This is a genomic window from Lysobacter sp. Root76 (assembly GCF_001428685.1).
In the GTDB taxonomy this organism is placed as follows: Bacteria; Pseudomonadota; Gammaproteobacteria; order Xanthomonadales; family Xanthomonadaceae; genus Lysobacter.
Window position 1 is genome coordinate 315,660 of the sequence record NZ_LMIK01000004.1, and the last position, 26,836, is coordinate 342,495.

Sequence of the window (26,836 nt, forward strand, 5' to 3'; positions counted from 1 at the left end):
CCGCCCGTCGGATTTAAATGTCGATCGTCATGAATATTGCTAGCATCGCCCGACCAGGCCCGTACGCGGTCCGGCGGAGCCCAGCCATGAAAGTCAGCCGCGAACAGGCCGCCGAAAACCGCGCACGCATCGTCGGCGCCGCCGCCCGGCTGTTCCGCGAACGCGGCTACGACGGCATCGGCATCGCCGAACTGATGCAGAACGCCGGCCTCACCCACGGCGGCTTCTACGGCCATTTCGACTCCAAGCAGGACCTGATGGCGCAGGCCTGCGAGCACGCCGTGAGCGGGTCTCTGGCCTACTGGACCCAGCTGATCGAGCGCGATCCCATGCACGCCCTGCGGAACATCGCCGCCGCCTACCTGTCCACCGCGCACCGCGACCAGCCCGGGCGCGGCTGCACCTTCGCCGCCTTGGGCGCCGACGCCGCACGCCTGCAGCCGCCGGTGCGGCGCAGCCTGGGGCGGGCGCTGAGTTCTTACCTGGAACTGCTGACGCCGCTGCTGCCGGGCCGCAGCCGCGCCGCGCGTCGCGAGCGCGCGCTGGCGACCCTGGCCAGCCTGGTCGGCGCGCTGGTGCTGGCGCGCGCGGTCGACGATCCGGGCCTGTCGCAGGAAGTGCTGCAGGCGGTATCGGCTTCCATCCCCTCCCGCTGACATCCCCACTATCGGAAACCCCCGTGATGACCGTGAATGTGTTCGAACTCGAAACCCTGCGCGGCCTCAACGGCCTGGACACCCTGCGCGCCCTGCTCGCCGCCGGCCGCCCGCCGCCGATCGGCGAGACCCTGGGCTTCATCCTCACCGAGGTCGACGAAGGACGCGCGGTGTTCGCCGGCACGCCCGGCCCGCACGCGTACAACCCCTTGGGCGTGATCCACGGCGGCTACGCCGCGACCCTGCTCGACTCGGCCTGCGGCTGCGCCGCGCACAGCGCACTCAGCGCCGAGCAGGCCTATACGACGCTGGAGCTCAAGATCGCCTATCACCGCGCCATGACCTCCGACACCGGTCCGGTGCGCGCCGAAGCCAAACTGCTGTCGATCGGCAAGCGCGTCGCCTTCGCCGAGGGCAAGCTCACCGATGCCCAGGGCCGCCTGTACGCCTCGGCGACTTCGACCCTGCTGGTGTTCGAACGCAAGGCCTGAACGAGGATCGCGCATGCACACCGACACCCCCGACGACGGCCTGTACCTGGACGACCTCGCGGTCGGCCAGCGATTCGAAACCGCCACCTGCACCGTCAGCGAAGCGCAGATCAAAGCCTTCGCGCGCGAGTTCGACCCGCAGCCCTTCCATCTCGACGACGAAGCCGCGCGCGCAAGCCTGTTCGAAGGCCTGGCCGCGAGCGGCTGGCACACCGCGGCGATCACCATGCGCCTGCTGGTCGATCGGGGCATACCCGCAGGCGGCCTGATCGGCGCCGGCGCCGAGATCGCCTGGCCGCGCCCGACCCGGCCGGGCGATACCCTGCAGGTGCACAGCGAGATCGTCGAAGTCGCGGCGTCGCGTTCGCGTCCGGACCGCGGCCTGGTCGTGGTCCGCAACGAGACCCGCAACCAGCGCGGCGAAGTCGTGCAAGCCTTCACCGGCAAGCTGATCGTGTTCCGACGTCCGAATGCCGCCGCGTAGGCGACGACGCCCGCAGCGGATTTGCGCCGAACCGTGCCTTGCGGCCATGGCGCGCAGCGTCGGCGCGCGCTAACGTCCGCGGGTCGCACACGCCGGAACCGCCATGCAGGACCTGACCCAAGGCTCCATCCCCAAGCACGTCGTGCGGATGGCCGCGCCGATCATGATCGGCATGCTGTTCCAGACCCTGTATTTCCTGATCGATCTGTACTTCGTCGCGCGCCTGGGCGATGCCGCGATCGCCGGCGTCGGCGCGGCCGGCAACGTGCAGTTCATCGTGATGGCGCTGACCCAGATCCTGGGCGTGGGCACGATGGCGCTGATCTCGCACGCGGTCGGGCGCAAGGACCGCGAGGACGCCAACCTGGTGTTCAACCAGAGCCTGCTGCTGGCGCTGACCTGCACCGCGGTCACCCTGGTCGGCGGCTACGCGCTCGGCGGCGCCTATATGCGCACGCTCGGCGCCGATGCGGCGACCACCCAGGCCGGCATCGATTACCTCTACTGGTTCCTGCCCGGCCTGGCGCTGCAGTTCGCCCAGATCGCGATGGGTTCGGCGCTGCGCGGCACCGGCATCGCCAAGCCGACCATGGTCGTGCAGATGCTGACCGTGGTCCTCAACGCGATCCTGGCGCCGGTGCTGATCGCCGGCTGGCTGACCGGCAAGCCGATGGGCGTGGCCGGCGCGGGCCTGGCGACCTCGATCTCGGTCGCCGCGGGCGTGGTGATGATGGCGCTGTACTTCGCGCGCCTGGAAAAGTATGTCGGCTTCGACCCCAGCCAGTTCCACGCCCGGCTCGCGGTGTGGAAGCGCATCCTGCGCATCGGCCTGCCACCGGGCGGCGAGTTCGCGCTGATGTTCGTCTACATGGCGGTGATCTATTGGGTGATCCGCGGCTTCGGCGCCGAGGCCCAGGCCGGTTTCGGCATCGGCCAGCGGGTGATGCAGGCGATCTTCCTGCCGGCGATGGCGGTGGCCTTCGCGACCGCTCCGGTGGCCGGTCAGAACGTCGGCGCGCGCCGGCCCGAGCGGGTGCGCGCGACCTTCCAGGCCGCGGTCGCGATCGGCACCGTGCTGATGCTGGGCCTGACCGCGCTGTGCCAGTGGCGGCCGGACTGGCTGGTCGGCGCCTTCACCCAGGAAACCACGGTGATCGCGGTCGCGGTGCAGTTCCTGAGCATCATTTCCCTGAACTTCGTCGCCTCGGGGCTGATCTTCACCTGCTCGGGCATGTTCCAGGCCCTGGGCAACACCCTGCCCGCCTTTCTCAGCAGCGCCAGCCGCCTGCTGACCTTCGTGGTGCCGGCGGTGTGGCTGTCGAGCCAACCGGGCTTCGAGCTGCACCAACTGTGGCTGGTGTCGGTGGCCTCGGTGACCCTGCAGGCCATCCTCAGCGCGGTATTGCTGCTGCGCGCGCTGCGCCGGGCCACGGTCACGATGACGGCGGCCGCGCCGGCTTGAGTCGCGCGCCGGCCTGAGTCACAAGCTGGACAGCGCCCAGGCCAGGACCCCAGAAAACAAAAAACCCGGCCGAGGCCGGGTTTTTCGTTTCGGATCGCGCCCGGAGGCGCGGCCCGATAAGCGGTTCAGACCGCCTGCACCGATTCAGCCTGCAGGCCCTTCTGGCCCTGGGTGACGGTGAAGGAGACCTTCTGGCCTTCCTGCAGGCTCTTGAAGCCCTGCGACTCGATCGCGCGGAAGTGCACGAACACGTCTTCGCCGTTCTCACGGCTGATGAAGCCGAAGCCCTTGGCATCGTTGAACCACTTGACCGTACCGAATTCACGGTTCGACATTTTGCTTGCTCCTTGAAACGTAATGGGAATTGCCGCCTAAGCGGCCGTGATGCTGGTTGCAAGGAGGAAGCCAGGTGCAACGATGGGCGGATCTGGGATCTACGGCATCGGGCCACGGTTCATGGTGACCCTTGACGAACACAGCACTCGATACCCTAGTTCGCTCCTGAGCGGATTGCAATACCTTCGCCGTAAAATTTGTCGCCCGTTCAGCTGAACAGGGACGGGAAGCACCGTTTCCGCGCCCTCCACCCCACTCAGAGCGGGCTTGCGTACCATCTGGGGCACCACCGCCGTCCGGAGCCCGCGATGACCGCCTTCGACCTGACCCCGCCCAGCGACGCCCAGCGACACGAACTCACCGAAGGCCTGAGCGGGGAGGAGCGCGAGGTGCTGCTGCACCACGGCACCGAGGCCCCGTTCTGCGGGGTGTTCCTCGACAACAAGCTCGACGGAGTCTACACCTGCCGGTTCTGCGGCTTGCCGCTGTTCCGCTCCAGCACCAAGTTCGACTCCGGCACCGGCTGGCCCAGCTTCTTCGCCCCCTACGACCCGGCGCACGTCAGGGTGGTGCGCGACACCAGCTACGGCATGGTCCGCGAGGAGATCGTCTGCGCGCGCTGCGGCAGCCACCTCGGCCATGTGTTCCCGGACGGCCCGCCGCCGACCGGCGAGCGCCACTGCCTGAATTCGGTCTCGCTGGCCTTCAGCCGCAACGGCGAGGCCCTGCCCGATCCGCTCCAGCGCGGCGGCGCCGAGGCCGATCCGGCGGGCTGAGCCGGGCCTGCCGCCGGCTCAGAACGCGTCGCTGCCCGGCCGCGCCTCGATCCCGAGCGCGGTCGCCAGCATCTGCAGGCCCTCGTCGTCGCGGCGCAGCGCGATCCAGCCGGCATAGCTGTCGCCGCCGGTGTTCCAGGTCCACAGGGTGTAGCCGTGCTCGCGCAGGCGGTCGTGCGCGGTCGCCATCAGCGCCGGGATGTCGGTGCCGTCCAGGAACTCCGGATCGGCGGTGTCGTCGGTACCCCAGTCGATGCGCAGGTTCCAGCGCGCGGCCAGCTCGTTGATGCTGTCGATGAAGGATTCGCTGTCCTTCCAGTCGACGTAGTAGCCGGCCTTCCAGTCGATCGCGTCCTTGATCAGCCATATCGGCTCGTCGGTTTCGCCGCCGGCCTCGTTCAGCGCCTCGCGGTAGTCGGCGAACTGCTGCAGCGCCGATTCCTCGTCGCCGGGGTTGATCAGCAGCAACAGCTGCCAGACCAGGGCTTCGGATCCGGCTTCGTCGAGGTCGCTGTCGTAACCGTCGCCGTAATCGTCGCCGTCGTAGTCGTCGTCGGGTGCGTTCATGGGCGCGTCGCGTCGGGTGGGGGCGGGCAGGATGAGGCTTGGCCGCGGCCTTGGAAAGCCGGGCCGCGCCTGCCCGGATTCTGCGAGGTCGGCGGCGCCGGGTCCACCGCGCTTCACCTGCGCTTGCGCGGTGCGCGACTAGAGTCGGCGCATACCGACCGAGGCCGCCGCCATGTCCCGCAACGCCGACCATGTCTATTCCGCGCCCGCCGACATCGCCCGCCTGGAAGCGCGCATCGCCAGCCTGCGCGACGACGCCCGAGTCGAACTGAGCCTGCACGACGGCCGCGTGCTGCGCGGCGTGGTCGCGGCCCTGCCGAGCCTGCAGTCGTTCTACGGCCCGGGCGACGTCGAAGGTCTGAACGGGGTGCTGCGGCTGGAAGAGCCGCTAGGCGGCGACGCCAGCCGCGTGCACGACCTGTGGCTGGACGAGATCGACGCGATCCGGCCGCTGACCGCGCTCGAGCTGCAGCGACCGGCCTGAGGCGACCGCGGCCGGCGCGGCGCGTATCCTGTGCAGCCGGCGCCGCCCCGTGCGCGCCGCGATCCCAGCCCGCGCCCTGCGCCGGTACCACCTGCCTCAGCGATGCCGACGATGACCGATACCCCGCCCGACCGCCTGTCCAACGACCCGCGCAGCCCCTTCCACGACGATTCCCTGCTCGAGCGCGGCATCGGCATCCGCTTCAACGGCCAGGAGCGCCACAACGTCGAGGAATACTGCGTCAGCGAAGGCTGGGTGCGGGTGCCGGTGGGCAAGGCCCTGGACCGTCGCGGCAATCCGATGACGGTCAAGGTCAAGGGCGAAGTGGTCGCCTACTTCCTGACGCCGGCGAAGGAATAAGTCCGTACGCGACCGCCCTGCCGGGGCGGTGGCGAGCGCGACGGCCGCGTTGGGCGGCCGTGCGCGGTGTTTCCGGATTGCGCCGCGGACGCTGGTTTCGCGGTTGCGGCTTACGCCGCTCCTATCCTAAAGCGCCGCAGCCTCGCGCGAACCTCAGCGCGATTCGACCGCCGCCGCGCGCTTGCCCAGTCCCAGCGCGTAATACAGCACCACCAGCAGGATCAGGAAGGCCGGGCCCACGAACAGGGCGATGCGGGTGTCGGGGAAGTAGGCCATCAGGCCGACCACCAGCACCAGGAAAGCCAGCGCGATCCAGGTGCCGACCGGATACAGCGGCATCTTGAACTCCAGGCCGTCGCGCTGCGCCGGGCTCAGGCCGGCGCGGAACTTGCGGTGCGACAGCAGGATCACCGCCCAGGTCCAGATCGCGCCGAAGGTCGAGATCGAGGTCACCCAGACGAACACCTTCTCCGGCACCAGGTAGTTCAGCAGCACGCCGAACAGCAGCACCGTCACCGACACCAGCACCGCCTTGCGCGGCACGCCGCCGGCCGAGGTCTGGGCGAAGGTGCGCGGCGCCTGGCCCTGCAGGCCCAGGTTGTAGAGCATGCGCGCGGTGCTGAAGATGCCGCTGTTGCACGACGACAGCGCCGCGGTCAGGACCACGAAGTTGATGATGCCGGCGGCTTCGCGGATGCCCAGGCGCTCGAAAGTCATCACGAACGGGCTGCCGGTGGTACCCAGCTCGTTCCAGGGATAGATCGACAGGATCACGAACAGCGCGCCGACGTAGAAGATCACGATCCGCCAGAACACCGAGTTGATCGCGTCCGGGATCGACTTCTTCGGGTTCGCGGCCTCGCCCGCGGTCAGGCCGATCATCTCCACGCCCAGGTAGGCGAACATCACCATCTGCAGCGACATCAGCACGCCCTTGGCGCCGTTGGGGAAGAAGCCCCCGTGCGACCACAGGTTGGAGATGCCGGTGGCGACGCCGTGGTTGCCGAAGCCGAACACGATCATGCCCAGGCCGCCGACGATCATCAGCACGATGGTCACGACCTTGATCATCGCGAACCAGAATTCGAACTCGCCGTAGGCGCGCACCGCGATCAGGTTGACCGAGCCCATCGCCGCCAATGCCGCCAGCGCCCAGGCCCACTGCGGCGTGCCCGGGAACCAGATCTGCATATAGATGCCGACCGCGGTGATCTCGGCCACGCAGGTCACCAGCCACAGGAACCAGTAGTTCCAGCCGGTGAGGTAGCCCGACAGCGGGCCCAGGTAGTCCTGCGCGTAGCGGCTGAACGAGCCGGCGACCGGGTTGTGCACGGCCATCTCGCCCAGCGCGCGCATGATGATGAAGATCGCCGCGCCGCCGAGCAGGTAGGCGAGCAGGATGCCGGGACCGGCCAGCTTGATCGCGTTGGCCGAGCCCAGGAACAGGCCGACGCCGATCGCGGCGCCCAGCGCCATCAGGCGGATATGGCGCTCGCCCAGGCCGCGATGTAGGTCTTGCGGTTCGCTCTGCATTGCCACGGTCTCCTGGCCACGCGCCGGGCGCGGGCCTGCGGTTGCGCGGCGCGGCGCGCCGACTGCTCGCAACCCTACGCGATGCCGGCCCGCAGGTGTAGGGGCGGCGGCCGCGTTTCCGCCCCGCCCCGCCCGGCGCCGCGTCCCGATCCGCGTCCCGATCCGCGTCAACCGGCGCCGCGCTCCTGCGTTGTCATGACGGACCCCGAGGGAGAGCGCGGCATGGGCACTCGCGAAAGCGTGAGCGCGGTCAATCGTTTCGGCCTGGGCGCGGCGCCGGGCCAGTTGGCGCGGATCGCCGACCCGCGCGGCTGGCTGCACGCGCAGTTGCGCGGCGACGGCGCGCAGGCGCAGTTCGCCGACCTGCCCACCAGCCTGGACTACGTCCGCCGCGAGGCCGACTACTACCGCGAACGCCGGGCCGCGCGCCGCCAGGGCGAGGGCGCCGATGAGGTCGCCAATTTCGGCCAGCGCTTCCGCGACGACCAACTGCGCGAGTTCGGCCGCCGCTACCGGGTCGCGGTCGCCAGCGAACGCGGCTTCGTCGAGCGCCTGGTGCGGTTCTGGTCCAACCATTTCGCGATCTCGATCGACAAGCGCGCCGCCTCCCTGTACGCCGCGCCGATGGAGCGCGAGGCGATCCGCCCGCACCTGCTGTCGCGCTACGCCGATCTGCTGATCGCGGTCGAATCGCACCCGGGCATGCTGCGCTACCTCGACAACGTGCGCTCGGTCGGCGGCGATTCGCCTTATGCGCAGCGCGCGCGCCGGCGCATGGCGCGCGCGGACGCGCAGGCGCCCAAGCGCGAGGTCGGCCTGAACGAAAACCTCGCGCGCGAGATCCTGGAGCTGCACACCCTCGGCGTCGACGGCGGCTACGCCCAGGCCGACGTGACCGAGCTGGCGCGCGCGATCACCGGCTGGGGCGTGCCCCTGCCGCGCGAACTCGCGGCCGGCGACGCGCGTTCGGCGTTCGTGTTCCGCGCCGCCGCGCACGAAGGCGGCGCGCGCAGCGTGATCGGGCGCCGCTATACCGAGGGCGGACTGGAACAGGGCCGCGCGATCCTGAGCGACCTGGCGGTGCATCCGTCCACCGCGCGCCATCTGTCGTACAAGCTTGCCCGCCATTTCGTCGGCGACGCGCCGGCGCCGGCGCTGGTCGCGCGCCTGAGCGCGGCCTGGCAGCGCAGCGGCGGCGACCTGCCCACCGTCTATGCGGCCCTGATCGACGCGCCCGAGGCCTGGAGCGAGGACGCGCGCAAGTTCAAGACGCCGGACGATTTCGTGGTGTCGGCGCTGCGCGTCAGCGGCGCCACCCCAGGCGAGAAACCGCGCGCGCTGATCGGCCTGCTCGCACGCATGGGCCAACCGCCGTTCACCCCGCGCTCGCCCGCCGGCTACGCCGACGAGGCCGCCGAATGGAGCGGACCGGACGCCTTGTGGAAACGCGTGCAGGCCGCGCAGAGCCTGTCCGAGTCCGCGCCCGAGGTCCGCGTGGACGCACTCGCGACCGCCCGCGAGGTGTTCGCCGATCGTGCCGACGCCGACACCCTGGACGCACTGCGGCGCGCCGAATCCCCGCGCGACGGACTGGCGCTGCTGTTCGCCAGCCCTGCCTTCCAATGGAGAAGCTGAGATGAGACTGAGCCGACGCCATTTCATCGGAGCGGCCGGCGCGGTCACCGCGCTCAGCCTGTGGCCGGGCCTGAGCGCGAGCGCCGCCTCCGCCGACACCCGCCTGCTGGTGGTGCTGCTGCGCGGCGGCGTCGACGGCCTGCATGTGCTGCCGCCGCGCGACGACGCGGCCTACGCGCGCCTGCGTGGCGCCTTGGTCCCGCAGGATGCGCGCCCACTGAACGGCGACTTCGCCCTGCACCCCTCGCTGGCGTTCGCGCACACGCTGTACGGCCGCGGGGAACTGCTGCCGGTGCTCGCGATCGCGCCGCCGTATCGCCAGCGCTCGCATTTCGAAGCCCAGGACTGCCTGGAGAACGGCACCGCCAGCGCCAGCGGCGCCGCCACCGGCTGGCTCAACCGCTGCGCCGAATCCCTGCGCGGCGGCGAAGCGCTGTCGGTGACCGCGGTGATGCCGCTGATCATGCGCGGCCCCGGCGCCGTCACGACCTGGTCGCCGCCGTTGCCCGAGGACGTCAATCCGATCCTGCTGCAGCGTCTGCAGCCGCTGTACGCGGCCGACCCGCGCCTGTCGGGCGCGTTCGCGCGCGCGCTCGACAACGCATCAGGAAACCAGGGCACCGGCATGGCCGCCGGAAACGCGCGCGGCGGCCGCTTGCCGCAGGCCATGGCGGCGGCGGCGAAGTTCATGGCCGCCGCCGATGGCCCGCGTCTGGGCTTCGTCGAGGATTCGGGCTGGGACACCCACAGCAACCAGGCCGCGGTGCTGACGCGCAAGCTCGGCGAACTCGATGCCGGCCTGCGCGCCTTCCAGGACGGCGCCGCGCCGATCTGGGAGCGCACGGTCGTTGCGATCGTCAGCGAGTTCGGCCGCACCGCCGCGGTCAACGGCACCGCCGGCACCGACCACGGCACCGGCGGCCTGGCGCTGCTGGCCGGTGGCGCGGTCAAGGGCGGCCGCATCGCCGGCGACTGGCCGGGACTGGCGCCCGGCGCGCTCAACGAAGGCCGCGACCTGCGCGCGACCAGCGACCTGCGCGGCCTGTTCAAAGGCCTGTTGGCCGCGCACCTGCGGGTGCCCGAGAACGCGCTGGAAAACCACGTGTTCCCGGACAGCCGCGCGGTGCGGGCGATGGATGGTCTGCTGACCTAAGCCGCCGCCGCGACGGCGGCGGCGATCAGATCCAGTACAGCAGCAGGATCACCACCAGCAGGTACAGCGCCACCGCGATGCCGCCCAGCAGGACGCTGCCGCCGCCGAAGTACAGGAACACCGCGTAGCCCAGCGCCGACAGCGCCGCCAGCAGTCCGACCCACACGAACGCGCACAGGGTGGACACCACAGCGAGCAGCGCGTTCTTGCTCTTGGCCGCCTCGAAGGTGCGCAGACTAGAACGGTCGCCGTCGACCACGTAGGCGCCGATCGCGCCGAGCTTGGCCGGATCGTCGACCGCCACGCCGGTGGAATGCGCGCCGCGCGAGTACTCCAGGTTGTCCACCGCCGCGGTCATGCCGGACGCGGCGAAGCCGTCGAAACCGGCGCCGCCGAGATCCAGCAGCCCCTTGCGGTTGTCGAGCCGGAAAAGATCCGCCAGCTGCTGGAACATCTTGGGGAAGATCGCCACCACCCAGTCGCGGGTGGCGACCACGTTGACCACGCTCTCGACCCGGCCGGCATCGACCAGCTCGACCCAGGGATAGCCGTACGGCATGACGCTGCCGGCGAAGAACACCCGCCGCACCCGCACCGTCACATAACGCAGCAGCGCGCTGGCCAAGATGTAGGTGCCGTTGCTATGGCCGACGTAGTCCATCGACTCGGCGTTCGGATAACGCGCCAGGTGTTCGGTGTAGCGGTCCATGAAATCGCGCACGTTGCGCTGGCGGTCGAAGGGCAGCAGGAAGCGCGCCATCGGGAAGCGGCCGTACTTGGCACTGAACACCGCGACCTTCTCGCCGCTGGTCTCGTAGCGGCGCCGGACCTCGTCGCGGACCTTGTCGGTCCACTCGCCCAGGTCGCGGATGCCGTGCATGACGTAGACCAGGCGGGTGACGTCGCGGTCTTCCTTGAACTCGACCAGGTCCGGTTCGAGCTCGTCGAGCTTGCCCAGCAGCGCCAGCGCGATCGCCTTGCGGCGTTGTTCGACTGCCTGGCCGCCGGCCGCCTCCAGCGCACCGCCGATTTCCGCGTGCCCGGTCTGCGCCAGGGTCTTGAACACGGTGCCGGCGGTGGCGACCAGGTCCTGGCCGTCCTCCTTGGACACCACGTCGTCCTCGCTGCCGATGATCTGGATCACCTGCGGAAAATGCAGCTGCCCCTGCAGCACCGCTTCGGAGCGGGCCAGGCGCACCCACTGCACGCGCGTGTCGGCGATGAAGGGCGAGCCGCGATGCATGGCCGAGATCAGCCGACCGATCCCCAGGGAATGGCCGACGACCTGGCACAGGCGGATATAGAGGTAGGTCGGCCAGGACATCAGCGCGGGGCGCGGCTCCACGCTCCAACCGCGATTCATGCCCGCCAGCAGAACCAGGCGCTCGGTCCTGTCCACCCATTCGCGCTTGCCGCGGCGGCCGTAGGCGCCGCGATCCTGCTCCTCGCCGTAACCCCACACCAGCGCTTTGCGCAGCAGCGAGGCGCCGGCGCTGTAGCCGATCAGGATCACGCGCCGGTACCCGCCGCGCTTGCATTCGGCGTGGATGCCCTGCTCGATCACGTCGGCGATCGCCAGCGCGTCGGCGTTGCTGGTGTAGCCGCGCACCCAGCCGCCGCGATAGTCGACGATCAGGCGGTCCGCGTCCGGCAGGGTCTGTGCGATCAGATCCAGCGCGCCGCCGAAATTCCGCAGGCCGGGCATGCCGTGCACGGCGACGACCAGGGTGTCGGCTGGGCCGGACGCGGCCGGTTGCAGGCTCAACACGGTGTCGAGCGGTCGCACCAGCCAGCCGGCGATCATGCGCACGCCGAACCAGAACAGGCCGAGCACCGCCAGCAGGCTCAGGCCCGGCCACACCATCGACCACAGGTTCAGCACTACGTGCATGTCCGCCCCTCCTCCCTAAGGACTCGCGCAACCGGGACCGTGGTTCAGCCCCGTCCTCCCACCACCAGGCTCTTGTCCTGATTGCCGTCGCGGTAGGCGATGGTCAGCGTGGCGGCGCGGGCGCGGCCGTCGTTGACCGAAGCCGGCAGTTCGCTGGCGAGCAGACTGGCCGCCGCGCGGATCAGGACGGTCTGCTCGAACACGCCGCGCAGCATCGCGAAGTTGTCGTCGAAGTCGTTCCAGTCGCCGCGCACGTCCAGCAGGTCGGTCATGCGTGTCGCGCCGCTGCGCAGGCGTTCCCAGCGGTTCCAGAAGCGACGATGCTCGATATCCGAGCGCAGCAGCACCTGGTAGACGGTCCACGGCGTTTCGCCGATCGACTCCTGCCCGGCCAGGCCGCCGCCGTAATCGCGCAGGCTCATGGCGATCAGTTGCTTGAGCGCGGTGCCGCTGGCGTCCGGGCGGCGGCGGTAGCCCTCGAACAGCGGCGCATAGACCGCTTCGCGGCTGGCGCAGCTCGCGCGCGCCGATTGCTTGGCGTACCAGGGCAGCGCGCGCGCCACGTGGCGCGCCCAGGCCGCGTCGTCGGCCTGGGCGAACACCCGCATGGCCTGGCGCAGGCCGTGGTCGCTGAGCATCAGGCTCAGGCGCGGCTTGCACTCGCCGGCGGCGCCGAGCACGCCGTGCAGCTGCGCGTGCAGCGCCGGCGCCGCGGCCGCATCGATCACGCCCCACAGCACCGCGTCGTCGACCACCCGCGGCAGTTCGCTCGCGGTCTTGATCCGGCTCTCCTCCCACCACAGCTGCAGGCCGCACTTGAAGTCGCGCGCAGCGGTCTGTTGCGGCGCGCGCGCCTCCTCCAGGTCGGCTTTGAAGGTAGCGCCGTAGTCGGTATTCCAGGTGTTGGCGTTGGCGCTGTACTGGGTGCTGCCCAGATAGGCGCGGGTCAGCGCTTCCCCGGCCGGCGACACATAGCGGCGGCTGACGAAACGGTCCTTGCGCTCCTGCTTGCTCTTGAGGTTGAACCAGGTGCCGACGCCGAGGCTGAAACCCCAGGCGCGCACGCGCTCGACGGTCTTCTGGTGCAGGTAGAAGTCCAGCGCATAGCCGGAGCCGCCGTAGTTCAGCACGCGGGCGAAGTCGAAGGCCAGCAGCGCGCCGTGCAGGCGCGACAGCGCCTCTTCCGACAATGTGGCTTCGAGCAGCGAAGCCTCGCTGGCCAGGCGCGTGTACTCGTAGGTGAAGCCCAGGGCGACCTTGGTCTTGGCGATCTGGGCGATGCGCTCGCTGAGCAGCGCGGTGAGTTCCTGCAGCTTCTTCTTCAGCGGCTGCAGCGGGTTCAGGTCTTCCAGGCCGAAGCGCTCGGCCAGCGCGGTGACGATGGGCTGGTATTGCTCGGGGATCCGGTCCAGCGAGGTCGCATCGTCGATCGCCTTCAAGGCGGCGGTCGGCGCATCGAGCACGCCGGCCATGACCGAGCTCAGCACCTTCTCCACCGCGGCGGGGTCGGCGAACTCGATCTGGACGCCGGCCTTGGCCTCGAAACGATCGTCGTGGACCACGCTCTTGCGCAGCGCGACCCGGAACGCGCGCTCGCCGGAGGCCTTTTCGCGCACGAAACACAGGCTGAAATCGTCGTCGACGGTGGCGGTGAAGCTGGCACCGGCGCTGGCGCCGATGTTGACCAGGAAGGCACCGGTCTGGCTGGCGCCGAGCACGTCGGCCAGGCCGTGCAGCGACGTCGAGAAGATGTCCGACCAGCTCACGCTGAGGGTGGCGGTGAGTTTGCCGCGCGCCTTCAGCGCGACCGCTTCGCCGACCTCCAGCGTGGCGATGTCGGACGCGGACAGGACGCTGGCGATTTCGTCGATGTCGGACAGGATCGCGTCGCCGATGCGGTCGCCGGCGTCGTGGCGCTTGTAGCAAAGCAGGCGCAGCGAGCGATCGCCGGCGATGCTGCCGCCGGCGGTGCCGATCTTGCCGGTGGCCTTGGCCGTCGCGGAGGCGGCCAGCGAATACTTGAGCCAGGCGCTGCCCGCCTGGAACGCGAGCTGCGGGCGCCAGTCGGTGGTCGCCTTGGCCGGATCGGACGCGTCGGCGCGGCTGCCGATCACGCCGTCTTCGTCGGCGTCGTCGGCGCTGTTGTACAGGTGGATCGCGGCCGCGGCGGAGGCGCCGAATACCGCCTTGATGCTGCCGCTCTGCGCGGTGGTGTCCACGCCCTTGGCGTAGTCCAGCAGTTCGGTCTTGACCGATGAATCCTTGAGCGGCTTGGCGGCGACGCCGGCCAGCTTCTCGACCAGATCGGGAATCGCGATCTTGCTCATTGACGGCCTGTCCTTGCGGTCGGGTAGGAGTACGTCCGGACCTCTGTCCGGGAGACGGTAAGCGCGGGCGCCGGACGCTTCCCCAGCGGGCCGACTGTGACCGAGTATCCACCGATTCCGTGGCCGCTGTCACCGAGCGTGCGCAACCCATGTCGTCGCGCCGACGGCCGCCGCGCGCGGCGACCGCCAGCGAGGATCATGCGCGTCGCGTTCGCACACCGGCCTCCTGCAAGCGCTGCAGGTAGTAGTCCGGTTCGATCAGGGTATCGGGGAAGTACAGTCCCGGCGCGACCGGCGCGCCACCGGCCAGACCCAGCAGACGCTCGACGCCGAGCGCGATGCTCAGCGCGGTCAGCGGCGCCTGCCCGGCCGGGTGCACCAGCTCGTGGCGCACGCGCAAGGGCTCGCCGTCGTGGCCGGTGCCTTCGATCGAGATCGCGATTTCGGTCGAGTACGCTTCGCCGCGGCGGCGACTGGCGGTAACGCCCAGGCCCATGTCGAGGCGGATCCAGCGGGCGTCGGTCGCGGCCGCCAGACTGACCACGTCCAGCGGCGAGTACGCGGCGGCCTGCACCGTCTCGCCGTCGACGCTGACGATGTCGCGCACCGCTTCGTCGCCGCGCAGCCAGCGCCATTGCCCGTCTTCCAGCACCTGCGCGCCGGCGGCGGTGGTCAGGCGTTCGTAGTCGGCGTAGGCGGCGGGACCGCCCATGTCCTGTTCGTCGAGCAGGGCCGAGAGGTCGAAGCGCTCGATCCGGGCGAATTCGCGCGCGTAGTGCAACGCAGGCAGGGTCGCGGCGCCGGCCAGCCAGTGGCTGGCGAGCAGGATCGGCGCGCCGGCCGGGGTGCGGATGTAACGCGCGACTTCGGGCGCGATTTCGAACGAACCGCTCGACGTGCTCAGGTAAGGCAGGCCGTGCGCCTGGGCGTACTTCAGGGTGTTCAAACTCGCGTCCTTCACGAACACGATCACGGCGCCGTAGCGCGCGGTCTCGGGCAGGCCGAGATCGGCGCGTTGCAGATCGATCGCAGTCGCCTCGGCGCCGCCGACCGCAGCGGCGACCGCTTGCGCCTTGGCGAGGTCGCGGCCGCCGATCGCGATCGGCAGCGCCGGGTGCAGGCGGCGCAGGGCCTGCGCGGCCTGACTGCCGACGACGCCGGAGCCGCCGACGATCAGGACCGGGGCGAGTGGGTGTGCGGACATGGGTGGACTCCTGGGTTCGGGGGGTTGCCGCTACGGCGACAAACTACGATTGGTAAGTTACGATTGGTAATGTACGCTCGCCGCAGCGCCACGGCAGCCCGCCACCCGGCGGTACAGCGTTCCATGAGCGAGACGACCACCCGACGACTTCCCAAGGCCGAACGGCGCGAGCAGTTGCTCGACACGGCGTTCGCGATCGTGCGCGAGCAAGGCAGCGACGCCCTGACCCTGGCCTACCTGGCCGAACGCGCAGGCGTGAGCAAGCCGATCGCCTACGAGCATTTCCAGACCCGCTCCGGTCTGCTGATCGCGCTGTACCGGCGCATCGACGAACGTCAGGCCGCGGCGCTGGAACTCAGCTTCGAGCGCCTGCCGCGCAGGCTCGCCGACGCGGCACGCGTGCTCGCCGAGGCGTATCTGCGTTGCTACACCACGGCCGGTCCGGAGTACCCGGCGATCGCCGCCGCACTCAAGGGCGACGAAGCGATGGAACGCGAACACCAGCGCCTGATCGACGACTACGTCGCGCGCTACCGCGAGGCCTTGGCGCCCTATTCCTCGCTATCGGCGCAGGAATTGCATCTGCGCTGCGTGGGCATCATCGGAGCCGGCGATGCGATCGCGCAGGAATGGCAGCGCGGCCGCGTCGACGAGGCCACGGCGGCGGCGACGCTCGCCTCGCTGATCCAGCGCTGGTTGTCGGCCAAGGCCTGAGCGCGGCTCAGACGGCGCGCGCAACCACGCACAGCGCCGGTTGTATCTGGCCTATCGGCCGCATCGGCGCGCGATCCACCCGTTCGATCGCATACGCCTCGCGCTCCAGGTTCTGCCTCAGCACGGCTTCGATCTTGATCAGGGCATCCGCGCTTGGCGGCTGATAGGCCAGATACAACCGGCCCTGCGGCGCGAGCAGCCCGCGCAGGCGCGACAGCTCCGGCGCGGCGCCGGTCCAGAACAGGTTGAGGTTGACCGCGACGATGCGTTGGTAGGCTTGGCCGGGCTCGGTCTTCGCGAGCTCAGCCTTGGCAAAATCGGCCTTGGCGAAATCGGCCTTGGCGAAATCGGCCTTGGCAATATCGGCGACGCGGAAACTCGCCGCCCCCGAAGCCACCGCATCGGAGTTGCGCCACACCGCCGCGGCGATCGCGCTAGAGGAACGGTCGATCCCGAGATAACGCCCGCGCGACAGCCGCGGCAGCAGCAGCGCGGCCAGCGTGCCGTTGCCGCAGCCCAGTTCCAGTACCGCATCGGCGGGCTGCGGATCGAGCAGGTCCGCCATCCAGCTCAAGCGTTCCGGGACGCGCCCGGCACCACTCATGCGGACATCGCCGCGCCGACATCCGCGCCCGTGCGCATCGGAGCCGGCTGCTTGGAAACCGGGCGCATCGCAGCGTCGCTGCGCCGTATCGACAGCCGTGTCATCGTCGTCCTCCGCGATCGGATCCGCAGCTTAGCCAGCGCGGCGCCGGCGCGCATGGGCCGGCCCGCCGTATCTCTCGATTTCCGCTTGTGCTGGTCGCCGCATCGGACCACCTGAATCTAGACCTGCGCCTGCGTTCGGGCGAAAGCGTGCGCCGCCGAGCGCTCAGGGGCTGGCGACCGGCGGATCCTCGTCGCTGCGCACGCGTGCGCGGCCGGCGCGTTTGGCGCTGTACAGACCGTTGTCGGCGCGCTTCAGCAGGCTTTCGGCGGTCTCCTCGCCGGCCGGCAGCGCGGTGGCGATGCCGATGCTCACCGTGACCATGCCGTGTTCGCTGGCCGAATGCGAGATGCCGAGCGCGCGTACCGCGCGTTCGACGTTCTCGACCGCGATCCGCGCGCCCTGCAGATCGACCTCCGGCAAGAGGCAGGTGAATTCCTCGCCGCCGGTACGCGCGACCAGATCGCCCGGTCGCGCCAGGCTGCGTTCGATCGCCGCGGCGACCTGACGCAGGCAATCGTCGCCGGCGAGATGGCCGTAGGTGTCGTTGTAGGCCTTGAAGTGGTCGATATCGATGATGCCGGCCGACAGCGGCTGGCCGCCGCGGCGGCAGCGCTGCCATTCGCGCACCAGGCGCTCGTCGAACTGGCGCCGGTTGGCGACGCCGGTGAGGCCGTCGACCCAGGCCATGCGCCGCAGCAGGTCCGACTGGTGCTTCAGCGTCAGATGCGCGCGCACGCGGTTGCGCACGGTCAAGGCATTGATCGGCTTGGTGATGAAGTCGACCCCGCCGGCATCCCAGCACGCGGCCTCCTCGGCCGGATCGTCCAGGCTGGTGACGAAGATCACCGGGATGCTCTGGGTTTTAGAATCGGCCTTGAGCGCGCGGCAGACCTCCAGACCGCTGAGGTCGGGCATGACCACGTCCAGCAACACCAGGTCCGGCGGAGTCTGCTGGCAGAACTCCAGGGCCTGGGCGCCGTTGGTGGCCATGAACACGTCGTGGTCGGGCGAAAACACCTCATACAGGGCGCGGATGTTGATCGGCTGGTCGTCCACGACCAGCAATCGCGCACGTCGCGAAGCGGTCGCCGTTCCTGGCAAGGCTTCTACGTCGAACAAAATCACGCTCATATCCTTGTCATTCCGATCGGGCCAGCAGGCGGCCGCAGAGCTCGGCCGCCGTGGCGAAGTCGAACTGGGCCAGGGCAGCGGCCATCTGCCGATGCTCGCCCGGGTGATGGCGGGCCAAGCCCGCTTCCAGAGAGTGGAATACGTCCAACGCGCCCAGGTTGGAGGCGATCAGCAGGTCGCGCAGGCGCTGCAGGGTCGGTCGCGGCAGCGGCGCGGCGTCGGCATCGGGCGGCGGCTGCTCGGCGTCCAGCGCTCCCAGGCGCTCGCGCACTTCCGCGGCGGCGTCATTCAAGGCGCCGCGCAAGGCGCCCAACTGCAGGGTCCGCAGCCAGTCTTCGCCGGCGCCGGCGATGGCTTTTTCCTGCAGTTCGGCCAACTGCGCCAGGCGCATCGCGCCGACCGTGGCGGCCACGCCGCGGAGCGTATGCAGCTCGCGCATGGCGTCTTCGCGCCGCTTGGAACGCAGTGCGGTCGCGAGTTCGCCCATGATCTGGGTGCCGCCGTCGGGGAAGCCGCGCAGCACGTCGGCGTAGACGTGGCGCTTGCCGCCGAAGCGGGCCAGCGCGGCTTGCCAATCCAGAACGGGAGGCTCGCCATTCGCAGACTTCGCGGTCTTCGTCGGCTTGGGGGATGCCGGGGCGGGTCGCTCGTCGTTCGGCGGCTCCGCGCTGGGCAGCATCGCCAGCGATGCGGCCTCGTTGGCTGCCGGCGGCGGCGGTGCCGGCTGTGCGGACGCGGTGGCGGGTTCGGACTCCGTAGATGCGAATTCAGTGGATGCGGAATCAGTGGATGCGGATTCCGCGGGCGCGGATAGCGTGGGGCCCGATTCCGCGGGCTTGGGTTCCGTCGTCGCCGGCTCGGCAGGCGTGGACCTTGCCGGGACCGGCGGCGCCACGACGTCGTCATTGGACGCAGGCTGGACCGGCGCTCGCGCGCCCTCGCCGGTCGCAGGCCGGATCGGCGATGCGGCCGCGTCGTTCGACGCGGGCGGCAATGTCGGCGGCGCGCCGTTCGCCGCGCTCCCGGTCCAATGCAGCAGGCGTTCGACCAGGGTGTCCAGATCGAAAGGCTTGCCGAGGTGGTCGTTCATGCCTGCGGCCAGGCAGGCTTCGCGGTCGGACGGCAGCACGTTGGCGGTCATGGCGATGATCGGCAGCTTGTTCAGGCCGAGATTGCTGCGGATGCGCCGGGTCGCGGTGTAGCCGTCCATGTCCGGCATCTGGATGTCCATCAGCACGACGTGGTACTTGCCGCCCTGGCCGCCCAGCATCTGCAAGGCCTTGGCGCCGCCGCCGGCCACGGCCACGCGCGCGCCTTCGCTTTCGAGCAGATCGGTCACCACCTGCTGGTTGGTCGGGTTGTCCTCGACCACCAGCAGCGACATGCCGGCCAGGCGATTGCGCGAGGCCTGCAGCGGCGCCGGATCCGGCAGCGGCGGCGGCAGGCCCTGGCCGGAGCGCGCGTCGGCGACCGCGTCGATCAGCATCGCCACCGTCACCGGCTTCATCAGGAAACCGTCCAGCACCGTCTGTTCGCGGCCCAGGCGCTCGACCAGCATCTCGCGGCCGTGCGCGGTGACCATCACGATCAGCGGGGCCTGCGTGCCGCCGATCAGCTCGCGGATGCGGCGGCCGGTCTCCCAGCCGTCCAGCCCCGGCATGCGCCAGTCGAGGAAGATCACCTCGTAGGGCGGACCTTCGCCGGCGGCACGTTCGACGAACTCCAGCGCTTCCTCGCCGCTGCGCGCGGCGTCGGCCTTCCAGCCGATCGACTGCACCATCGCCAGGATCGCGTTGCGCGCGCTGTCGTTGTCGTCCACCACCAGCGCGCGCAGTTCGCGCAGCCGTTCCGGCGGCCCGGCCGCGGCCTGGGACGGCTCGCTGGGCAGGTCCAGGGCGATGTCGAAGAAGAAGCGGCTGCCGCGGCCGCGTTCGCTTTCCACGCCCAGCTCGCCGCCCATCAGGCGCACCAGGCGCTGGCTGATCGCCAGGCCCAGGCCGGTGCCGCCGAAGCGGCGGGTGGTCGAGGCCTCGGCCTGCGAAAAGCCTTCGAAGATCGCGGCCAGCTTGTCCTCGGCGATGCCGATGCCGCTGTCGCGCACTTCGAACGCCAGCGACACCCGGCTTTCGTCGCGCGCGGACACGCGCACCATCAGCACCACTTCGCCGTAGTGGGTGAACTTGATCGCGTTGCCGACCAGGTTGATCAGCACCTGCTGCAGGCGCAGCGAATCGCCGACCACGCGTTGGGGCACGCGTTCGTCGATGTCGAACACGATCTCGATGTCCTTGTCGCCGACGTTGGCGCTCAGGATCACCGAGATGTCGCGCAGCACCTGCTCCAGCTCGAACTCGTGCGACTCCAGAGTCTGCCGGCCGGCTTCGATCTTGGAGAAATCGAGGATGTCGTTGAGGATGCCGAGCAGGGTCTTGGCTGCGGTCTCGGTCTTGTTGACGTAGTCGAACTGGCGCAGGTCCAGGCTGGTCTTCTGCAGCAACTGCAGCATGCCCAGGATCGCGTTCATCGGCGTGCGTATCTCGTGGCTCATGTTGGCCAGGAAATCGCTTTTGGCCTTGCTCGCCGCCTCCGCCGCCGCGACGGCATCGACCATCGCCGCCTCGGCGGTGCGCTGCACGGTGATGTCTTCGGCGATCGACCAGGTATAAGGCCTGCCGTCGATGCGCAGCGCCACGCCGTTCAAGCGCACCGGCACGCGCCCGCCGTCCCGGCGCACGAACTGCTTCTCGTAAGGGCCATAGCGGCCGCTGCTCTGCAGGGTGCGCAGGACCGCCCTCTCCTGCTGCTCGTACTCCTTGGGCGTGATCTTGCCCTGGTCGAGCGTACGCAGTTCCTGGTCGGTGTAGCCGGTCAGGGTGCGGAACTCTTCGTTGAACTCGACGAAGCGGCCGCTCTCGTCGGTCAGGGCGATGCCCAGCGGCGACAGTTCGAACAGGCCGCGCAGCTTGCGCTCGTTGGTCTCCAGCGCGGCTTCGCGGCGCTTGCGCTCGCGCAGGTCGACGGCGATGCCGAGGTAGCCGACCACTTCGCCGTCGCTCTTGCGCAGGGCGCTGACGTTGAGCAGCACCGGGATGCGCTCGCCGCTCTTGGTGATGTAGGTCCACTCGTTGGAATCGGGCTCGATCCGCGCCTTGGCCACGAACACCTCGAAGCCCGGATCGATGCGCCGGCTCAGTTCCATCTGCAGCGCGTGCGCGCGCTCGGCCATTTCGATCGGGTCGTGGAACAGCGCCGGGGTTTCGATCCCGACCACTTCGTCCGCGGCGTAGCCCAGGATCGCCTCGGCCGCGGGATTGAACAGGGTGATCCTGCCTTCCGGGTCGGAGGCGATGATGGCGTAGCCGGCGTTGGCCAGGATCGCGCGCTGCAGCGCCGAGTAGGCCTGCAGCTCGGCGGTGCGCTCCTCGACCTGGTGCTCCAGCGTCGCGTTGAGCTGCATGATCTCGGCCTGCGATTCCTTGCGCTCGGCGATGTCGCGCAGGGTCGAGGCCACGCCGACCACGCGCCCGCTGCCGCTGCGGATCGGCGCGGCGGAAATCTCCACGTACAGCAGCGAGCCATTCTGGTGGCGGCGGATGGTCTCGATCGCAACCGCTTCCTCGCCCGCCAGAGCACGCTGCAGGATCTGGCCGTCCTCGCGTATGCGTTCGAACGGCACCACCAGTTCGACCAGGGAGCGCCCGATCGCCTCCTCGGCCTTGTAGCCGAACATCTGCTCGGCGGCGCGGTTCCACTCGGTCACGCGGCCGTCGGGCGAGGTGCCGATGATGGCGTCGTGCGAGCTTTCCACGATCGCCGCCAGGCGCGCGCTCTGCGCGATCGAGCGGCGCTTGCGTTCGTTCGCGCCCAGGAACACGTACAGCATCACCGCCAGCAGCGCGCCCAGGGCGGCGATCGACGCGGCCACGCGCAGCGGCTGCGGCAGGTCCAGCGCGGCGATGGTCGCCGGCTGGGCTTCGACATCCAGGCGCCACTGGCGCCCGTACATCGGCAGCACCTGCGAGCGCGAGCGGCTTTCGTCGATGCCGTCGGCGGCACCGTCGGATGCGTAGATGCGCTCGCTGCGCGCCGGGTCGGTGACGTCGGTGAGGGCGAAGCCGTAGTCGGCATGGGTCGCGCCGAAGTCGGCCAGGATCTCGTCGGTGACCAGCGGCGCGTAGACCCAGCCGATGCCCGCCGCTTCGGCCTGCGCCGGAGCGCGGTTCTGCGTGCCTTCGTACACCGGCAGCAGGAACAGCATGCTGCGGTTGGGCTTGCCCTTGGCCTGGACCAGGGTGATCGGTCCGGTCAGGGTCGGACGGCCGCTCTTGAGCGAGGCCAGCGCGGCTTCGCGGCGATTGCGCTCGGAGGCGATATCCAGGCCGAACGCGACGCGGTTGCCGGCTTCCGGTTCGATGTACTTGATCAGGAACTTCTCGCCCTTGTGCGGGGCGAGCTGCTGGACCTTGACGTCGCGCAGGCCTTCGGCGCGCAGCCCGGCCAGGAACGAGGATTCGCGACCGGCCGGCACCCGCACGATGTAGCCGAAGCCGCGCGTGCCGGGGAATTCGTGCGCGACTTCGCGCGACTCCATGTAGCGGTGGAAACGTTCGCGATTGATCGATCCGCCGGCGCCGATGACCGCGCCGCGCGCCCCGCGCAGGCCGTACTCATAGGTCTGGAAACGCACGGCCAAGTCGGCCGCCGCGTTCTGCACCAGGCGGTCGAGCAGGCGCTGGGTGCGCTCCTGGTTCCCGGAATGCTGGCGCAAGCCCACCATCACCGCGCCGGCCAATCCCAGCAGCAGTACCAGCAGCGCCAGACGGGCAGGGCTACGCAGACGACGGATGGGCTTCCCCTCCCAAGACGGACTAGCCGACGTTAGCAGAGGCGTCGTGGAGATTCCGAGTGGGAATGCGCGGATTCAGCTTCGCCATCGGCTTTCACGCCTGCGCGCGCGCTGCACGACGGGGTGCGCATGAGGCCCAAGCGACGCGCATGGTCGGCGACCGATAGTCAAGCGACCGCTTTACAATTGCCGGGGCCGGTCTAAACTCAAGCGCATGCTTGACTATTCACCGAACCTGGACCGGGTGTTCCACGTCCTCGCCGACCCGACCCGGCGCGCGATGATCGAGCGCCTGGACACCGGTCCCGCCACCGTCAGCGAGCTGGCGCAACCGCTGGCGATGTCGCTGGCCGCCGTGGTGCAGCATCTGCAGGTGCTCGAGGACAGCGGCCTGGTGCGCAGCCAGAAGACCGGCCGGGTGCGCACCTGTCGGCTCGACCGCGACGGCCTGGGCGCGGCGCAGCGATGGATCGATCAGCACTCCAGCGAAGTCCGGCTCGAACGCCCCGCCCCCTACCTCGCCGCCACGCCCCGGCCGGCGCCGGAACCCGCGCGCAAATCCGCCGGCCGCAAGCGCCGGCAACCCTGACCGCCGCCGACCCCGCTCGCGACAGCCTCGCCGTCGACGTATCGATGCTTGAACACGATTCTGCCGGCCGGGTGCCTTGCGGTGCGGATACGGTGGCTGCACATTGTCGGCCTCCCTTCCGCCACGAGTACCCGCATGAAGTTTCTGGTGATGATCTACAACGACCACAGCCTGCTCGGCGAGATCCCCGCCGCCGAGGCCGACACCATGATGCGCAACTGTCTGAGCCACGCCGACGAGCTGCGCGACCAAGGCTACCTGCTGGACTCGCAACAGCTCGAAGCGCCGGTCACCGCCAAATCGGTGCGCGTGCGCAACGGCCGCACCACGATCACCGACGGCCCCTTCGCCGAAACCAAGGAATACCTGGGCGGCTTCAACCTGATCGAAGCCGAGAACATGGACGAGGCCCTGCGCATCGCGGCCGAATTCCCCTGGGCCGACTCCGGCTGCATCGAAGTGCGCCCGGTGCGCGATCTGGGCGAAGTTCGGCGCCGGGTCGGCGCCTGAGTTCTTAGTTGTTGCGGTCGCAGCAGGCGCTGCGACCGCGTCTTGCCGCTTCCTGCCCTGATTGCGTTTGCAGGCCGATCAGGCTCCGGCGCCCTGCTTGGCGCCGCCGGCGTCGCGCTCCAAGGTGCGCTTCATGGTGTGCAGGGCCACGTCGATCATCCCGGCGACCTGCGCCGTCAGTTCGTTCGGCAACAGGTCGGCGATCCACACCAGGCGGGTACCGCCGTTCTCGGTATACGCCTGCACCGAGGCGTTGTAGTGGCGGAACGGGTCGCCCACCACCGCCCAGGCCACGCGCCGGCGCACCGGATCGACGTCCAGGATCGGCTCGCTCACGCGCAGGCCGTTGCCGAAGGTCACCATGCGGGTATCGCCTTCGAGGCGGCAGTCGGTGACGAAGCCCGGCACCAGCCGCTCGTGGATGCGCCCGACATCGCGCAGGGCCTGCCAGACGAACTCCGCGGGCGCGTCCACCCAGATTTCCTGCTGGATCGATGCCATGCACGCTCCTGCGCCGACGCTACGGCATATGGGGGAGCGCCGATTTTGAACCGCGGCCGGTTACGGCGTTGTCCAGGCACGATCCAATCGACGTGCAGTCTCGGCTGTTGCGACAGCGCGCCGGCAAGCTGTCCGTCTCCTCGTCAGGGAGATCTCCGGGGCGGCACGCGGATGGGCCCGCGCGCCGTCCCGGATTTTTTTATGCGATCCGGGGCTACGGCGCGCCCTTCACCACCACGCCCGCACGCATCACCAGCACCGGTTTCTCGGTCGCGCGGATGTTCTCGATCACATCGCCGGGCACGGCGACGATGTCGGCGGCCTTGCCGGCTTCGAGGGTGCCGGTGTCCTTGTCGATGCCCAACAACTTGGCCGAACCCTGGCTGCTGGTCATCAGCGCCGCGGCCGGGGTCATGCCCATGTCGACGTAATCGCCGAACTCGCGCGCGTTGAGGCCGTGCGGGAACACCGCCGAGTCGGTGCCGTAGGCGATCGGCACGCCGATCTTCAGCGCGTGACGGAACATCTGGGTGTGGGCCGCGGCCGCGGCGCGCGCCTTCTCGCCGATCTTGGGCGGATAGGTATCGGCCTTCTCGTTCACCCACAGCTGGGTCATGCGCGTGGGCACCAGGTAGACGCCCTTGTTCTTCATCAGCTGCAAGGTACCGGGGGTCAGGAAGCTGCCGTGTTCGATCGAATCGATGCCGGCCTCGACCGCGAGCCGCGCGGCGACGTCGCCGTGGCTGTGCGCGGCGACCTTGCGGCCCCAGTTGTGGGCCTCGCTAATGATCGCGTCGAGCTCGGCGGGGGTGAGCTGCGGCACGTCGACCGGATCGGATTCGGACAGCACGCCGCCGGAGGCGCAGATCTTGATCACGTCGGCGCCGTACTTCATCTGCTGGCGCACCGCCAGGCGGCACTCCTCGGCGCCGTTGCACACGCCTTCCAGCGGACCGGCCGGGCGAACGCGGTCCGGCGGCGCGTTGACGCTGTCGCAATGGCCGCCGGTGGATCCCAGGGCATGGCCGGCGACGATCAGGCGCGGGCCCTGCACCAGGCCGGCGTTGATCGCATTGCGCAGGCCGATGTCGACGAAGTCCGGCGCGCCCAGTTCGCGCGCGCTGGTGACGCCGGCCATTAATGCCGCCTGCGCATTGCGCTGGGCATGGAAGGCCTGCTCGGTCGGGAAGCGCAGCATGCTCTCGTAGAACCCCTGCGCCCAGTTTTCGCTGTGGTCGGACGCGAGATGGGTGTGGGCGTCGATGAAACCGGGCAGCAGGGTCGCATCGCCCAGATCGATCACCTGCGCATCGACCGGAACCGTGGCGTCGCGGCCGACGCCGACGATGCGGTCTCCGCGCACCACCACCACGCCGGGCGAGACGAGTTGCCCGCTGCGACCATCGAACAGGTGCGCGGCCTTGAGCACGTAGATCGGTACGCCATTCTGCGCCTGCGCGCCCGGCGCCAGACTCAGACCCAAGGACAATGCAGCGGACAACGCGGCGTTGCGTAGCTTCATACCAGCCTCTCCCCAGAGCGTTAGGTGAGGCCGAGTGTAGGGCTTGCTGCGACGCGGGGTATGGGACCTTCGGATGACCTGCGCCTCATTTCGGCGCTCGCCCGCTCCCTGTCCCGCATACGGGAGAGGGAGCGGGACTTCATCGGAGCTCGATCAGTTCGCAGCGTCGGACTTGCGCAGCAGATCGCGCATCGCTTCGGCGGTGGCGGTGGCCGACTGCGGGTTCTGGCCGGTGACCAGGCGACCGTCGACGACGACCTTCGAAGTCCAGTCCGGCGCGGCCTGATGCAGCGCACCGCGTTCGCTCAAGGTGCTGGCGAGCAGGAACGGCACCACCTTCTCCAGTTTCACCGCGCGCTCCTCGTCGTCGGTGAACGCGCTGACGCGCTTGCCGGCGACCAGATAGGTACCGTCGCTGAGCTTCACGTTCACCAACGCGGCGGGACCGTGGCAGACCGCGGCGACGATGTCGCCGGACTCGTAGATCTCGCGCGTCACCCGCTGCACCGCCGGGCTGTCCGGGAAATCCCAAACCGCGCCGTGGCCGCCGGCGTAGAACACCGCGGCGTACTTCTTGCTGTCGACCTGATCCAGGCGCGCGGTGTTGCGGATCGCGGCGCGGAAGCCGGCGTCGTTCCAGTAGCGCGCATTGGTGGCGTCGTCGAGCTCGACGCCGTCCACCGGCGGCTCGCCGCCCTGGATCGAGGCGAACTCGACCGCGATGCCGGCGGCGTCGAACACGGCCAGCGGATGGGTGACTTCGCCCAGGTAGAAACCGGTGGGCTGGCCGGTGCTGCCCTTGGTGCCGTGGCTGGTCAGGACGATCAATACCGGCTTGCCGGCGGGAGCCGGCACGGAGCCGGTGGCGGTGGCGGCCAGGCCGAACAGGGCGGCGGCGAACAAAGCGGTCATGGCGGGGATCCTGGTTGAGGAAGGTCGGCGGGGCGACCCGGTG

24 protein-coding genes are annotated in these 26,836 nt (G+C 69.7%); 12 read left to right on the forward strand and 12 right to left on the reverse strand.

Annotated features, from left to right (window positions below):
• The first annotated feature begins 86 nt into the window (after nt 1-86).
• The 4 genes from ASE10_RS06540 (at nt 87) to ASE10_RS06555 (ending at nt 3,093) form a co-directional block, all read left to right on the forward strand.
• Nucleotides 87-656: a TetR/AcrR family transcriptional regulator gene (locus ASE10_RS06540; protein WP_056305997.1), complete on the forward strand. Its 570-nt coding sequence runs from the start codon at nt 87-89 to the stop codon at nt 654-656.
• A 26-nt stretch (nt 657-682) separates the two neighbouring features.
• Nucleotides 683-1,147 (forward strand): PaaI family thioesterase, encoded by a 465-nt coding sequence (locus ASE10_RS06545; RefSeq protein WP_055904674.1) that lies wholly within the window; start codon nt 683-685, stop codon nt 1,145-1,147.
• A gap of 13 nt (nt 1,148-1,160) precedes the next feature.
• Nucleotides 1,161-1,631: a MaoC family dehydratase gene (locus ASE10_RS06550; RefSeq protein ID WP_056306000.1), complete on the forward strand. Its 471-nt coding sequence runs from the start codon at nt 1,161-1,163 to the stop codon at nt 1,629-1,631.
• Between the two features lie 103 nt (nt 1,632-1,734).
• Nucleotides 1,735-3,093, forward strand: coding sequence for an MATE family efflux transporter (locus ASE10_RS06555; RefSeq protein WP_056306002.1), 1,359 nt, complete (start codon nt 1,735-1,737; stop codon nt 3,091-3,093).
• A gap of 125 nt (nt 3,094-3,218) precedes the next feature.
• Here the strand turns inward: ASE10_RS06555 and ASE10_RS06560 are convergent, their stop codons facing one another.
• Entirely contained in the window at nt 3,219-3,428 is a 210-nt protein-coding gene (locus tag ASE10_RS06560; RefSeq protein ID WP_055904688.1) for a cold-shock protein, read from the reverse strand.
• Nucleotides 3,429-3,737: 309 nt separating this feature from the next.
• On the opposite strand from ASE10_RS06560, the gene msrB reads away from it, so the two are divergent.
• The gene (gene msrB / locus ASE10_RS06565; RefSeq protein ID WP_056306004.1) at nt 3,738-4,205 is read left to right on the forward strand and encodes a peptide-methionine (R)-S-oxide reductase MsrB; all 468 of its coding nucleotides are present in this window, start codon (nt 3,738-3,740) and stop codon (nt 4,203-4,205) included.
• 18 nt (nt 4,206-4,223) lie between these two features.
• Here msrB and ASE10_RS06570 read toward each other — a convergent pair whose 3' ends face one another.
• A complete protein-coding gene (locus ASE10_RS06570) occupies nt 4,224-4,772 on the reverse strand; it encodes a hypothetical protein (RefSeq protein WP_056306007.1) in 549 nt (182 codons plus the stop codon).
• 172 nt (nt 4,773-4,944) lie between these two features.
• On the opposite strand from ASE10_RS06570, the gene ASE10_RS06575 reads away from it, so the two are divergent.
• A complete protein-coding gene (locus ASE10_RS06575; RefSeq protein WP_055904696.1) occupies nt 4,945-5,256 on the forward strand; it encodes a DUF3247 family protein in 312 nt (103 codons plus the stop codon).
• 111 nt (nt 5,257-5,367) lie between these two features.
• A complete protein-coding gene (locus tag ASE10_RS06580) occupies nt 5,368-5,616 on the forward strand; it encodes a DUF3297 family protein (RefSeq protein WP_055904699.1) in 249 nt (82 codons plus the stop codon).
• Nucleotides 5,617-5,769: 153 nt separating this feature from the next.
• Here ASE10_RS06580 and ASE10_RS06585 read toward each other — a convergent pair whose 3' ends face one another.
• Nucleotides 5,770-7,149 (reverse strand): amino acid permease, encoded by a 1,380-nt coding sequence (locus tag ASE10_RS06585; protein ID WP_055904702.1) that lies wholly within the window; start codon nt 7,147-7,149, stop codon nt 5,770-5,772.
• 222 nt (nt 7,150-7,371) lie between these two features.
• On the opposite strand from ASE10_RS06585, the gene ASE10_RS06590 reads away from it, so the two are divergent.
• Together ASE10_RS06590 and ASE10_RS06595 are read left to right on the forward strand one after the other, a co-directional pair.
• Nucleotides 7,372-8,784, forward strand: a complete 1,413-nt coding sequence (locus ASE10_RS06590; protein WP_056100555.1) for a DUF1800 domain-containing protein — start codon at nt 7,372-7,374, stop codon at nt 8,782-8,784.
• Nucleotide 8,785: 1 nt separating this feature from the next.
• A complete protein-coding gene (locus ASE10_RS06595; RefSeq protein ID WP_056100558.1) occupies nt 8,786-9,937 on the forward strand; it encodes a DUF1501 domain-containing protein in 1,152 nt (383 codons plus the stop codon).
• Nucleotides 9,938-9,962: 25 nt separating this feature from the next.
• Here ASE10_RS06595 and ASE10_RS06600 read toward each other — a convergent pair whose 3' ends face one another.
• From ASE10_RS06600 to ASE10_RS06610, 3 genes are all read right to left on the reverse strand, one after another.
• Complete coding sequence (locus tag ASE10_RS06600) at nt 9,963-11,828, reverse strand: hypothetical protein (protein ID WP_056100561.1); 1,866 nt, start codon at nt 11,826-11,828, stop codon at nt 9,963-9,965.
• Between the two features lie 44 nt (nt 11,829-11,872).
• The gene (locus ASE10_RS06605; protein WP_056306009.1) at nt 11,873-14,155 is read right to left on the reverse strand and encodes a hypothetical protein; all 2,283 of its coding nucleotides are present in this window, start codon (nt 14,153-14,155) and stop codon (nt 11,873-11,875) included.
• A 196-nt stretch (nt 14,156-14,351) separates the two neighbouring features.
• A complete protein-coding gene (locus ASE10_RS06610; protein ID WP_056100567.1) occupies nt 14,352-15,359 on the reverse strand; it encodes a hypothetical protein in 1,008 nt (335 codons plus the stop codon).
• Nucleotides 15,360-15,482: 123 nt separating this feature from the next.
• On the opposite strand from ASE10_RS06610, the gene ASE10_RS06615 reads away from it, so the two are divergent.
• Nucleotides 15,483-16,073: a TetR/AcrR family transcriptional regulator gene (locus ASE10_RS06615; RefSeq protein WP_056306011.1), complete on the forward strand. Its 591-nt coding sequence runs from the start codon at nt 15,483-15,485 to the stop codon at nt 16,071-16,073.
• Nucleotides 16,074-16,080: 7 nt separating this feature from the next.
• Here the strand turns inward: ASE10_RS06615 and ASE10_RS06620 are convergent, their stop codons facing one another.
• The 3 genes from ASE10_RS06620 to ASE10_RS06630 all read right to left on the reverse strand — a co-directional run bounded on the left by ASE10_RS06620 (nt 16,081) and on the right by ASE10_RS06630 (nt 22,681).
• Entirely contained in the window at nt 16,081-16,638 is a 558-nt protein-coding gene (locus ASE10_RS06620; protein WP_056306014.1) for a class I SAM-dependent methyltransferase, read from the reverse strand.
• Nucleotides 16,639-16,944: 306 nt separating this feature from the next.
• Nucleotides 16,945-17,913, reverse strand: a complete 969-nt coding sequence (locus ASE10_RS06625) for a diguanylate cyclase (protein WP_055904726.1) — start codon at nt 17,911-17,913, stop codon at nt 16,945-16,947.
• Nucleotides 17,914-17,920: 7 nt separating this feature from the next.
• The gene (locus ASE10_RS06630) at nt 17,921-22,681 is read right to left on the reverse strand and encodes a PAS domain S-box protein (protein ID WP_162255251.1); all 4,761 of its coding nucleotides are present in this window, start codon (nt 22,679-22,681) and stop codon (nt 17,921-17,923) included.
• A gap of 292 nt (nt 22,682-22,973) precedes the next feature.
• Between ASE10_RS06630 and ASE10_RS06635 the strand changes: the two genes are divergently transcribed.
• Nucleotides 22,974-23,348, forward strand: coding sequence for a metalloregulator ArsR/SmtB family transcription factor (locus ASE10_RS06635; protein WP_056100578.1), 375 nt, complete (start codon nt 22,974-22,976; stop codon nt 23,346-23,348).
• Between the two features lie 135 nt (nt 23,349-23,483).
• Complete coding sequence (locus tag ASE10_RS06640; protein WP_055904730.1) at nt 23,484-23,858, forward strand: YciI family protein; 375 nt, start codon at nt 23,484-23,486, stop codon at nt 23,856-23,858.
• A 78-nt stretch (nt 23,859-23,936) separates the two neighbouring features.
• Here ASE10_RS06640 and ASE10_RS06645 read toward each other — a convergent pair whose 3' ends face one another.
• From ASE10_RS06645 to ASE10_RS06655, 3 genes are all read right to left on the reverse strand, one after another.
• Nucleotides 23,937-24,359, reverse strand: a complete 423-nt coding sequence (locus tag ASE10_RS06645; protein WP_056306018.1) for an SRPBCC family protein — start codon at nt 24,357-24,359, stop codon at nt 23,937-23,939.
• Between the two features lie 214 nt (nt 24,360-24,573).
• Nucleotides 24,574-25,881 (reverse strand): amidohydrolase family protein, encoded by a 1,308-nt coding sequence (locus tag ASE10_RS06650; RefSeq protein WP_082559742.1) that lies wholly within the window; start codon nt 25,879-25,881, stop codon nt 24,574-24,576.
• Between the two features lie 153 nt (nt 25,882-26,034).
• Nucleotides 26,035-26,793, reverse strand: coding sequence for a type 1 glutamine amidotransferase domain-containing protein (locus ASE10_RS06655; RefSeq protein WP_082559743.1), 759 nt, complete (start codon nt 26,791-26,793; stop codon nt 26,035-26,037).
• Between the last annotated feature and the right edge of the window lie 43 nt (nt 26,794-26,836).

Bases quoted from the DNA above. Each gene is read 5' to 3' on its own strand.
- ASE10_RS06580 (WP_055904699.1), top strand. From the start codon at position 5,368: ATGACCGATACCCCGCCCGACCGCCTGTCCAACGACCCGCGCAGCCCC.
- ASE10_RS06550 (WP_056306000.1), top strand. From the start codon at position 1,161: ATGCACACCGACACCCCCGACGACGGCCTGTACCTGGACGACCTCGCG.
- ASE10_RS06555 (WP_056306002.1), top strand. From the start codon at position 1,735: ATGCAGGACCTGACCCAAGGCTCCATCCCCAAGCACGTCGTGCGGATG.
- ASE10_RS06560 (WP_055904688.1), bottom strand. From the start codon at position 3,428: ATGTCGAACCGTGAATTCGGTACGGTCAAGTGGTTCAACGATGCCAAG.
- ASE10_RS06585 (WP_055904702.1), bottom strand. From the start codon at position 7,149: ATGCAGAGCGAACCGCAAGACCTACATCGCGGCCTGGGCGAGCGCCAT.
- ASE10_RS06540 (WP_056305997.1), top strand. From the start codon at position 87: ATGAAAGTCAGCCGCGAACAGGCCGCCGAAAACCGCGCACGCATCGTC.
- ASE10_RS06625 (WP_055904726.1), bottom strand. From the start codon at position 17,913: ATGAGCGTGATTTTGTTCGACGTAGAAGCCTTGCCAGGAACGGCGACC.
- ASE10_RS06575 (WP_055904696.1), top strand. From the start codon at position 4,945: ATGTCCCGCAACGCCGACCATGTCTATTCCGCGCCCGCCGACATCGCC.
- ASE10_RS06645 (WP_056306018.1), bottom strand. From the start codon at position 24,359: ATGGCATCGATCCAGCAGGAAATCTGGGTGGACGCGCCCGCGGAGTTC.
- ASE10_RS06650 (WP_082559742.1), bottom strand. From the start codon at position 25,881: ATGAAGCTACGCAACGCCGCGTTGTCCGCTGCATTGTCCTTGGGTCTG.
- ASE10_RS06595 (WP_056100558.1), top strand. From the start codon at position 8,786: ATGAGACTGAGCCGACGCCATTTCATCGGAGCGGCCGGCGCGGTCACC.
- ASE10_RS06600 (WP_056100561.1), bottom strand. From the start codon at position 11,828: ATGCACGTAGTGCTGAACCTGTGGTCGATGGTGTGGCCGGGCCTGAGC.
- ASE10_RS06610 (WP_056100567.1), bottom strand. From the start codon at position 15,359: ATGTCCGCACACCCACTCGCCCCGGTCCTGATCGTCGGCGGCTCCGGC.
- ASE10_RS06640 (WP_055904730.1), top strand. From the start codon at position 23,484: ATGAAGTTTCTGGTGATGATCTACAACGACCACAGCCTGCTCGGCGAG.
- ASE10_RS06655 (WP_082559743.1), bottom strand. From the start codon at position 26,793: ATGACCGCTTTGTTCGCCGCCGCCCTGTTCGGCCTGGCCGCCACCGCC.
- ASE10_RS06570 (WP_056306007.1), bottom strand. From the start codon at position 4,772: ATGAACGCACCCGACGACGACTACGACGGCGACGATTACGGCGACGGT.
- ASE10_RS06605 (WP_056306009.1), bottom strand. From the start codon at position 14,155: ATGAGCAAGATCGCGATTCCCGATCTGGTCGAGAAGCTGGCCGGCGTC.
- ASE10_RS06635 (WP_056100578.1), top strand. From the start codon at position 22,974: ATGCTTGACTATTCACCGAACCTGGACCGGGTGTTCCACGTCCTCGCC.
- ASE10_RS06545 (WP_055904674.1), top strand. From the start codon at position 683: ATGACCGTGAATGTGTTCGAACTCGAAACCCTGCGCGGCCTCAACGGC.
- ASE10_RS06615 (WP_056306011.1), top strand. From the start codon at position 15,483: ATGAGCGAGACGACCACCCGACGACTTCCCAAGGCCGAACGGCGCGAG.
- ASE10_RS06590 (WP_056100555.1), top strand. From the start codon at position 7,372: ATGGGCACTCGCGAAAGCGTGAGCGCGGTCAATCGTTTCGGCCTGGGC.
- msrB (WP_056306004.1), top strand. From the start codon at position 3,738: ATGACCGCCTTCGACCTGACCCCGCCCAGCGACGCCCAGCGACACGAA.
- ASE10_RS06620 (WP_056306014.1), bottom strand. From the start codon at position 16,638: ATGGCGGACCTGCTCGATCCGCAGCCCGCCGATGCGGTACTGGAACTG.